This is a genomic window from Alcanivorax sp. (assembly GCF_051117345.1).
Classification (GTDB): domain Bacteria; phylum Pseudomonadota; class Gammaproteobacteria; order Pseudomonadales; family Alcanivoracaceae; genus Alcanivorax.
The window spans coordinates 1-9,100 of sequence record NZ_JBNPEC010000108.1 but is presented as its reverse complement, the minus strand read 5'-3'; the positions used below and the strand labels follow the sequence as shown (position 1 = coordinate 9,100).

Sequence of the window (9,100 nt, the reverse complement as noted above, 5' to 3'; positions counted from 1 at the left end):
CGGTTCCCTGTTGGCCGGCACCGAAGAGGCCCCAGGTGACGTGGAGCTGTTCCAGGGCAGCTACTACAAGGCGTATCGGGGCATGGGCTCCATGGGTGCCATGTCCGGCTCTACCGGTTCCTCTGACCGCTACTTCCAGGATGCCGCCGCCGGCATCGAGAAGCTGGTGCCGGAAGGTATCGAAGGCCGGGTCCCCTACAAAGGCCCCATGAGCGCCATCGTTCACCAGCTGATGGGAGGCCTGCGCGCCTCCATGGGCTACACCGGCTGTGCCACCATCGAAGAGATGCGCACCAAGCCGGAATTCGTGAAAGTTACCAACGCGGGCATGAAAGAATCCCATGTTCATGACGTGACAATCACCAAGGAAGCGCCGAACTATCCGGTAGGCTGAAGCCCGCCACCTAGTGTCAGCGATAACGATTCAGGGCCGGCGTTGCCGGCCCTTGTATTTACAGCCTGCCAGCCAGGCGCCAGCGGAAAGCGAGCCATGCAAGATATCCATGCCCAGCGCATCCTGATTCTGGACTTCGGTTCCCAATACACCCAGCTGATCGCCCGCCGGGTGCGGGAGATCGGCGTGTACTGTGAAATCCGTGCCTTCGACATGACCGCCGAGGAAATCCGCGAGTTTGCGCCCAAGGGCATCATTCTTTCCGGTGGCCCGGAGTCTGTCACCGCCGCCGAAACGCCCCGTGCCCCCGAGGCGGTATTCGAGGCCGGCATCCCGGTGCTGGGTATCTGCTACGGCATGCAGACCATGGCCGAGCAGTTGGGCGGCAAGGTGATTGCCGGTGAAAAGCACGAATTCGGCTACGCCCGAGTAGCCAAGGCGGAAAAGAACCGCCTGCTGGACGGCATCGTCGACCATGAAGAGCAGGGCAAGGAATACCTGGACGTGTGGATGAGCCACGGTGACCGTGTCGGCGAGATGCCGTCGGGTTTCGTGGCTATCGCCACCACCGGCAGCTGCCCCATTGCCGGCATGGCCAACGACGAAAAACGTTTCTATGGCATCCAGTTCCACCCGGAAGTTACCCACACCCTGCAGGGCGGCCGCCTGCTGGAGCGCTTTGTGCGCGAGCTGTGCGAGTGTGAAGCTCTGTGGACGCCGAGCAACATCATCAGCGATGCCATCGACACCATCCGCGAGCAGGTAGGCACTGACGAAGTGATCCTGGGCCTGTCCGGCGGGGTGGATTCCTCCGTGGTGGCAGCACTGCTGCACAAGGCCATCGGCGACCAGCTCACCTGTGTGTTCGTGGATAACGGCCTGCTGCGTCACCAGGAAGGTGACCAGGTCATGGAAATGTTCGCCGACAACATGGGCGTGAAAGTGATCCGGGTGGACGCGGAAGACAACTTCCTCGGCAAACTGGCCGGCGAGGCGGATCCGGAGCTGAAGCGCAAGATTATCGGCAACACCTTTATCGATATCTTCGACGATCAGGCCAGCAAGCTGAAAAACGCCAACTGGCTGGCCCAGGGCACCATCTACCCGGACGTGATCGAATCCGCCGCCAGCAAGACCGGCAAGGCCCACGTGATCAAGAGCCATCACAATGTGGGCGGCCTGCCGGAAGACATGAAGCTCAAGCTTGTCGAGCCTCTGCGTGAGCTGTTCAAGGACGAAGTGCGCAAGATCGGCCTGGAACTGGGCCTGCCCTACGACATGGTCTACCGTCACCCCTTCCCGGGGCCGGGCCTGGGCGTGCGTATCCTCGGTGAAGTGAAAAAGGAATACGCCGACACCCTGCGTCTGGCGGACCATATCTTCATCGAAGAGCTGCGCGCCGCCGGCCTGTACCACAAGACCAGCCAGGCCTTCGCCGTGTTCCTGCCGGTCAAGTCAGTGGGCGTAGTGGGCGATGCCCGCCGCTACGAATACGTGGTGGCTCTGCGTGCCGTGGAAACCATCGACTTCATGACCGCCCGCTGGGCGCACCTGCCCTACGAGTTCCTGGAGCTGGTCTCCAGCCGGATCATCAACGAGATTCCCGGCATCAGCCGGGTGACCTACGATATTTCGTCCAAGCCACCGGCCACCATTGAGTGGGAATAACAAAAAAGGCGGCCAATGGCCGCCTTTTTTGTGTCGGATACAGCTTTTGCCTTGTGTTTGATCTATTCTGAACAGATCGATTCAGGAAATTGCTTATGGAAAAGCGACTGACAGTATTGCTCGCCGCGCTAATGGCCGGCGGCGTATCTGGTTGTGTGGTTGTGCCGACTCCAGATCGATCCTATGCCTCACCATGTCAGACCATGAGCACCAGAATGACACTGATGCCGATCAATGTGGCTAGCTCCACGGGCAGCTATGACAGCTCAACCGGCATGGGGTCCCTGCTTCTTTTCCCGGCAACGGCGCTGGTGTCTGGGGCCTTGGTTGGGGCCAATAATCTCTACAACATGGGGGAGGAGCGGATTTCCTGCAAAGCATGATGGCGATTGCTTGAAAACTGTCCAGATTTGCTTAGAATACGCTCCCTTGCTGGATTCTTTGCCCGAATGACGGGCAGAAAGGTGGGTTTAACGGCTCATACCCGGCCAGAATTCATTCCGTTTCAGTCAGTTGCGCACGCCGGCCGCTGGGGTCGGGGTTGTTGTGCCCGTTATGGTGGCATACAATGCGCGCCTATTTACTGAGGCGGTGAGGCATCCTGCCTCGTTATCGATAACAGATTGGAGGTTCACGACATTAAGCGTGGAGGCAAAGGCCGCGAGCAGCGCGCCAATATAAATCAGCAAATCCAGGCAACCGATGTTCGGTTGATTGATGTAGACGGTGAGCAGGTCGGTATTGTGACCCTGCAGGAAGCGCTGGAGAAAGCCACCGGAAAGCAGATGGATTTGGTGGAAATCTCCCCTGGTGCGGAACCACCGGTTTGTCGAATCATGGATTACGGCAAGCATCTGTTTGAAGCCAAACAGAAGGCCAAGGAAGGGCGCAAGAAACAGCGCCAGACCCAGGTCAAGGAAATCAAATTCCGTCCCGGCACCGACATTGGTGACTATGAGGTGAAACTGCGTAACCTCATTCGTTTCCTCGAGGCCGGCGACAAAGCGAAAATCACCGTCCGTTTCCGCGGTCGGGAGATGGCTCACCAGGAACTGGGCCGGGATCTTCTCGCACGTATCGAGAAGGATCTGGAAGAGTACGGTTCTGTTGAGCAACGTCCGAACATGGAAGGGCGCCAGATGATCATGGTGCTCAGCCCGGGCAAAAAGAAGAAACAGCCGTAACTGGTTGTTGAACTAACTAACCAACTTGAGAAGGTACCATGCCTAAAATCAAGACAAACCGTGGGGCTGCCAAGCGTTTCAAAAAAACCGCCTCCGGTTTCAAGCGCAAGCAGGCATTCAAAAACCACATCCTGACCAAGAAGTCTGCCAAGACTATTCGTCAGCTGCGTCCCAAAACCGAAGTGCATGATTCTGATGTCGCTCTGGTTAAACGCATGATGCCCTACGCATAACTGATACGGTTTTTGGAGATCTGAAAAATGGCACGAGTAAAGCGTGGTGTGCAGGCCCGTCGTCGGCACAAGAAAATTCTCAAGCAGGCTAAAGGCTACTACGGTGCCCGCAGCCGTGTATTCCGTGTAGCGGTTCAGGCCGTTACCAAAGCCGGTCAGTACGCCTACCGCGACCGTAAGGTGCGTAAGCGTCAGTTCCGTCGTCTGTGGATTGTTCGTATCAACGCCGCTGCGCGTCTGAACGGCCTGTCCTACAGCCGTCTGATCGATGGTCTGAAGAAAGCGTCCATCGAAGTAGACCGTAAAGTACTGGCGGACATCGCTGTCCGCGATCAGGCGACCTTTAGCGCTTTGGCCGAAAAAGCCAAAGCGAGTCTCACCGCCTGATTACTGTTTCGTCCTAGACAAAACAGCATACTCAACGGGGGAAGAGCTCGCGCTCTTCCCCCGTTTTTGTTTGAAAAAAGACCAGTGGCAAGCTACAAGCTACAAGCTGCAACACGATTCCACCTTGCAGCCACACGATAACGCTTTCCCCGCGCCGTAATGTGTCGGCGCGGCTCAAGTGGTAGTCGGTGGCAGGGCTCTGAACCGCGTTGCAGCTTGTAGCTTGCAGCTTGCAGCTTTGTAAAGACTGCGGAGTCTTAAATGGAAAATCTCAACGCCCTGGTGGACGCTGCCCTGGCAGATGTCGAACAGGCTGGCGATATCCGGGCCCTGGACGATGTGCGGGTGAAATACCTGGGTAAGAAAGGCGAGATCAGCGCCCTGATGAAGGGCCTTGGCAAGTTGAGCGCAGAAGAGCGCCCTCAGGCCGGCGCGGTGATCAACGAAGGCAAACAGAAAGTGCAGGATGCCATCGCCACCCGCAAGCATGCCATGGAAGAAGCGGCCCTGGCCGAGCAGTTGGCCAGCGAAACCGTGGACGTGACCTTGCCGGGCCGGGGCGAGTTACCCGGCAACCTGCACCCGGTCACCCGTATGCGTCGCCGCATTGAAGATTTCTTTCTCCGCCTGGGTTTCGATATTTCCGAAGGCCCGGAAGTGGAAGACGACTTCCATAATTTCGAAGCCCTGAATATTCCGTCCCACCACCCGGCGCGGGCCATGCACGACACCTTCTATTTCGGTGACGGCCGCCTGCTGCGCACGCATACCTCACCGGTACAGGTGCGGGTGATGGAGCAGGGCAAGCCCCCGTTCCGCATCATTGCCCCGGGCCGGGTGTACCGTTGCGACTCCGATCTGACTCACACCCCCATGTTCCACCAGGTGGAAGGCCTGCTGGTGGACAAGGGCGTCACCTTCGCCGACCTGCGCGGCACCGTGGCGGAATTCCTCAAATTCGTGTTTGAAGTGGAAGACTTGCCGGTGCGTTTCCGCCCCAGCTACTTCCCGTTCACCGAGCCCAGCGCCGAAGTGGATGTGGGTTGCGTCAGCTGTGGTGGCGAAGGCTGCCGGGTGTGTTCCCACACCGGTTGGCAGGAAGTCATGGGCTGCGGCATGGTGCACCCGTCCGTGCTGGAGCACGGTGGCGTGGATGCCAACGAATACAGTGGTTTTGCCTTCGGCATGGGCGTGGAGCGCCTCACCATGCTGCGTTATGGCGTCAACGACCTGCGGTTGTTCTTCGAAAACGACACCCGCTTCCTGTCCCAGTTCGGTTAAGGCGTTTCTGTACCGTCAGGCCGCCGTTGGAGCCTTGTTCACAAGGCGAATTCTCCCGGCGGCCAAACAGAAACTCCCATGATTTAAAGGAATTCGACAATGCGTTTTAACGAAGCCTGGTTGCGGGAATGGGTCAACCCCGCCATCGATACCGACACCCTGGTGCAGCAACTGACCATGGCCGGCCTGGAAGTGGATGCCGTGGAACCTGCCGCACCGGCCTTTACCGGCGTGGTCGTCGGCCAGGTAGAAAGCTGTGAGCCGCACCCGGATGCAGACAAGCTGCGCGTCTGCCAGGTCAGCAATGGCGCCGATACCACCCAGGTGGTGTGCGGTGCGGCCAACGTGCGTCCCGGCCTGAAAATCCCCTTCGCGCAAGTGGGCGCCGTCCTGCCCGGCGATTTCAAGATCCAGCAAACCCAGCTGCGTGGCGTGGAATCCTCCGGCATGTTGTACGGCGCCTCCGAGCTGGGCCTGGAAGATCTCATCGATGGGTTGATGGAACTGCCGGACGACGCCCCGGTGGGTACCGACTTCCGCAAGTACCTGCAGTTGGATGACGCCGTCATTGAAGTGGACCTGACCCCCAACCGGGCAGACTGCCTGAGCCTGCGCGGCATCGCCCGCGAAGTCGGGGTGATGAACCAGAGCCCGCTGATCAATGCGGCCATCGACAAGGTGGCGCCGGCCATCGACGACACCCTTACCGTGAACCTGGCAAACAGCCAGGGCTGCCCCCGCTACCTGGGCCGCGTGATCAAGGGCGTTAACGTCAATGCTGACAGCCCGTTGTGGATGATCGAGCGCCTGCGCCGTGCCGGCCTGCGCACCATTGATCCCATTGTTGACGTGACCAACTACGTGCTGCTGGAACTGGGGCAGCCGCTGCATGCCTTCGATCTGGCCAAGCTCAACGGCGGCATCACCGTACGCAACGCCAACGCCGATGAAAAACTGCTGACTCTCGACGACCAGGAACTGACCCTGCGCGACGACACCCTGGTGATCGCCGACGATAGCCAGGCGTTGGCCCTGGCCGGTGTCATGGGCGGCAAGCCGTCCTCCGTCACCAGCCACACCCAGGACATCTTCCTGGAATGCGCCTTCTTCGCGCCCCTGGCCATTGCCGGCAAGGCCCGCTCCTACGGCCTGCACACGGATTCCTCCCACCGCTTCGAGCGGGGCGTGGACCCGCAGCTGCAGAACGAGGCCATCGAACGCGCCACCGCCCTGATCCTGGATATCGCCGGCGGCCAGCCGGGCCCGGTCAGCGAAGCGGTAGACGAAGACAAGCTGCCACGCCAGGCGGAAATCGCCCTGCGTGCAGATCGCATCGAAGGCCTGCTCGGCATGGGCCTGCCCGCCGAACAGGTGGAAGACATCCTCAGCCGCCTGGGCATGGAAGTGTCCACCCAGGAAAACGGCGAGGAGTGGATGGTGCTGGCCCCCAGCTGGCGCTTCGACATGGCCATCGAGGCCGACCTGATCGAGGAGCTGGCGCGCATCTACGGCTATGAAAAACTGCCCAGCCGTGTGCCTGCCGGCTCCCCCTCCGGCGAGCCGGTGGCCGAGCAGACCGTCAACCAGCGCCGCCTGGGCGACGCCCTGATCGATCGCGGTTACCTGGAAGCGATCACTTACACCTTCGTGGAACCGGGCCTGCTCAAGCAGGTGGAGCCGCGTGTCGAGCCGCTGCCGCTGCTCAACCCCATCTCCACGGACCTGGGCGTCATGCGTACCACCTTGCTGGCTGGCCTGTTCAGCACCGCCCGCCATAACCTGAACCGCCAGGCCGATCGCCTGCGCCTGTTCGAAACCGGCCTGCGCTTCGTGCCCACCGGTCAGTCTGAGGGCGAAGAGAGCCTGGAGCAGACCCCGATGATCGCTGGCCTGCTCTACGGCAGCGCTCAGCCGCAGAACTGGGAAGGAAAGCGCCCGGTGGACTTCTTCGACCTGAAAGGGGATGTGGAAGCCCTGCTGACCCTGTCCGACGCCGACGCCTTCAGCTTCGAGCCCGGCGAGCATCCCGCCCTGCACCCGGGCCAGACCGCCGCGCTCAAGCGTGACGGCGAAGTGGTCGGCTACCTGGGCCGCATTCACCCGCGTCTGGCCGCCGACCTGGACCTGCCCGCCCAGCTCTACGCCTTCGAACTGGCCCTGGCCCCGCTGCTGGACGGCGTACTGCCGCACTTTGCCGGTGTGTCAGATCAGCCCCGCATGCGCCGTGATCTGGCCTTCGTGGTCGAAGACAGCGTGCCGGCCGGCGAGCTGGTGGCGGCGGTCCGTGACGCCTGTGACGAACGTCTCACAGGGGTGCGGATTTTTGATATATATCAAGGTGATAGCATCGGGGAAAATCGCAAAAGCCTCGCTTTGGGCTTGACCTTCCAGGACCGTTCACGCACTCTTAAGGATCAAGAGGTAAACGACCTGGTGGATGCCGTAGTATCCCAGTTAAAACAACAGTTTAACGCCGCCTTAAGGGACTGATTAAGGAAGGGTTAGGGAGCTATTGATGGGAGCGCTGACCAAAGCGGACATGGCCGAGCGTTTGTTCGAAGAGCTTGGCCTGAACAAACGTGAAGCGAAAGAAATGGTGGAGATGTTCTTCGAAGAAATCCGCCATTCGCTGGAAAACAACGTGCCCGTGAAACTCTCCGGCTTCGGCAACTTTGATCTCAGGGACAAGAGTGAACGGCCAGGACGCAACCCGAAAACCGGTGAGGAAATTCCCATCACCGCCCGCCGGGTTGTCACCTTCCGTCCAGGACAAAAATTAAAACAACGGGTTGAGGACTATGCTGGAACCAAGTCATAACGACGAATTACCGGCGATTCCAGGGAAGCGTTATTTCACCATTGGTGAAGTCAGCGACCTGTGTGACGTAAAACCGCACGTACTGCGCTACTGGGAGCAGGAATTTCCCCAGCTCAAGCCGGTCAAGCGCCGCGGCAACCGTCGCTATTACCAGCGCCAGGACGTGCTGATGATCCGCCAGATCCGCAGCCTGCTGTACGATCAAGGCTTCACCATCGGCGGCGCCCGTCAGCAGCTCACCGGCGCCAACAACGTGGAACAGGCCACCCAGTACCACCAGCTCATCAAGCAGATGATCGTGGAGATGGAAGAGGTCCTCGACGTCCTAAAAGCCTCATAACCTCCGTTTCCCGTAGGAGCCATGCTTGCCATGGCGAACCAAGCCCCGGGCAGCCTAGCTCCCGGGGCTTTTTTAATGCCTGGGCGGCAGCTGTAGGAGCCCATGCTCGCATGGCGAAAGGCCAACAGGCCCCTTCGACCTGGCAGAAACACTCCATCCATTGCGCACTCACCAACGCATAGACGCGGGCAAAGGCATTCCCGCAGGCACCGCCCCCCTCCCGCGTTGCCCCTTGCAGCTTGAAGCTTGCGTCTTCATCGCTCAAACCCTGACCAAACAGCACTTTACCGGTTCCATCCCCCCACCAAATCCGCTATGATTGCCGCCGCTTTGGTAGCTCTGCCTACCAAGCACATCTCGGGGCGTAGCGCAGCCTGGTAGCGCACTTGCATGGGGTGCAAGGGGTCGGAGGTTCGAATCCTCCCGTCCCGACCAATCGAGATACAAAAAAGCCCGGCTGTTTCCAGCCGGGCTTTTTTGTGCCTGACATTCAGCGAAGGAACAAACGCCTGGCCCCACCGTAGGAGGGTCGCTCGCGGCGCGATCTCGCTCTTCCTCATCCATCCCCATCCCTGTCATGCGCAAATCCCGACAATCTCTGTCAGCCAGATACGAAAAAGCAGGTAAGAGAAATCTGGTAGCGTTTATGTGTTGTGATATGGTTCTCAGATAAAAATGAATAGCTTTCAGGTAAGGAATACTTGGGCAAAGAAAAAGGGGAGTTTGATGCCGGATTGTCCATTTTGTGCTGTGCCAGTAGCTTTAGGAGATGGCACAGAAATAAATAACGAATTG

10 protein-coding genes and 1 tRNA gene are annotated in these 9,100 nt (G+C 59.4%); all 11 read left to right on the top strand.

What is annotated here, in order from left to right:
- The coding region (locus ACFE0K_RS07000) for an IMP dehydrogenase (RefSeq protein WP_434535377.1) at positions 1 to 394 on the top strand (394 nt) is incomplete at its 5' end.
- Between the two features lie 96 nt (positions 395 to 490).
- Positions 491 to 2,062, top strand: a complete 1,572-nt coding sequence (gene guaA, locus ACFE0K_RS06995) for a glutamine-hydrolyzing GMP synthase (protein ID WP_434535376.1) — start codon at positions 491 to 493, stop codon at positions 2,060 to 2,062.
- A gap of 95 nt (positions 2,063 to 2,157) precedes the next feature.
- On the top strand, positions 2,158 to 2,445 hold the full coding sequence (locus ACFE0K_RS06990; RefSeq protein ID WP_434535375.1) for a hypothetical protein: 288 nt from the start codon (positions 2,158 to 2,160) through the stop codon (positions 2,443 to 2,445).
- A 240-nt stretch (positions 2,446 to 2,685) separates the two neighbouring features.
- Positions 2,686 to 3,246, top strand: a complete 561-nt coding sequence (gene infC, locus ACFE0K_RS06985) for a translation initiation factor IF-3 (RefSeq protein ID WP_052042985.1) — start codon at positions 2,686 to 2,688, stop codon at positions 3,244 to 3,246.
- 38 nt (positions 3,247 to 3,284) lie between these two features.
- Positions 3,285 to 3,479 (top strand): 50S ribosomal protein L35, encoded by a 195-nt coding sequence (rpmI, locus tag ACFE0K_RS06980; protein ID WP_035249063.1) that lies wholly within the window; start codon positions 3,285 to 3,287, stop codon positions 3,477 to 3,479.
- 27 nt (positions 3,480 to 3,506) lie between these two features.
- The gene (rplT, locus tag ACFE0K_RS06975) at positions 3,507 to 3,866 is read left to right on the top strand and encodes a 50S ribosomal protein L20 (protein WP_035249061.1); all 360 of its coding nucleotides are present in this window, start codon (positions 3,507 to 3,509) and stop codon (positions 3,864 to 3,866) included.
- A 261-nt stretch (positions 3,867 to 4,127) separates the two neighbouring features.
- Positions 4,128 to 5,147 (top strand): phenylalanine--tRNA ligase subunit alpha, encoded by a 1,020-nt coding sequence (pheS, locus tag ACFE0K_RS06970; protein ID WP_434535374.1) that lies wholly within the window; start codon positions 4,128 to 4,130, stop codon positions 5,145 to 5,147.
- Positions 5,148 to 5,246: 99 nt separating this feature from the next.
- Complete coding sequence (gene pheT, locus ACFE0K_RS06965) at positions 5,247 to 7,637, top strand: phenylalanine--tRNA ligase subunit beta (RefSeq protein WP_434535373.1); 2,391 nt, start codon at positions 5,247 to 5,249, stop codon at positions 7,635 to 7,637.
- 25 nt (positions 7,638 to 7,662) lie between these two features.
- Entirely contained in the window at positions 7,663 to 7,965 is a 303-nt protein-coding gene (gene ihfA, locus ACFE0K_RS06960; protein WP_035249053.1) for an integration host factor subunit alpha, read from the top strand.
- The gene (locus tag ACFE0K_RS06955) at positions 7,946 to 8,305 is read left to right on the top strand and encodes a MerR family transcriptional regulator (RefSeq protein ID WP_434535372.1); all 360 of its coding nucleotides are present in this window, start codon (positions 7,946 to 7,948) and stop codon (positions 8,303 to 8,305) included. The genes ihfA and ACFE0K_RS06955 overlap by 20 nt, the downstream gene beginning before the upstream one ends.
- Positions 8,306 to 8,663: 358 nt before the next feature.
- Positions 8,664 to 8,740 (top strand) — tRNA-Pro (locus ACFE0K_RS06950).
- The last annotated feature ends 360 nt before the right edge of the window (positions 8,741 to 9,100 follow it).

Bases quoted from the DNA above. Each gene is read 5' to 3' on its own strand.
- guaA (WP_434535376.1), top strand. From the start codon at position 491: ATGCAAGATATCCATGCCCAGCGCATCCTGATTCTGGACTTCGGTTCC.
- ACFE0K_RS06990 (WP_434535375.1), top strand. From the start codon at position 2,158: ATGGAAAAGCGACTGACAGTATTGCTCGCCGCGCTAATGGCCGGCGGC.
- rpmI (WP_035249063.1), top strand. From the start codon at position 3,285: ATGCCTAAAATCAAGACAAACCGTGGGGCTGCCAAGCGTTTCAAAAAA.
- rplT (WP_035249061.1), top strand. From the start codon at position 3,507: ATGGCACGAGTAAAGCGTGGTGTGCAGGCCCGTCGTCGGCACAAGAAA.
- pheS (WP_434535374.1), top strand. From the start codon at position 4,128: ATGGAAAATCTCAACGCCCTGGTGGACGCTGCCCTGGCAGATGTCGAA.
- pheT (WP_434535373.1), top strand. From the start codon at position 5,247: ATGCGTTTTAACGAAGCCTGGTTGCGGGAATGGGTCAACCCCGCCATC.
- ihfA (WP_035249053.1), top strand. From the start codon at position 7,663: ATGGGAGCGCTGACCAAAGCGGACATGGCCGAGCGTTTGTTCGAAGAG.
- ACFE0K_RS06955 (WP_434535372.1), top strand. From the start codon at position 7,946: ATGCTGGAACCAAGTCATAACGACGAATTACCGGCGATTCCAGGGAAG.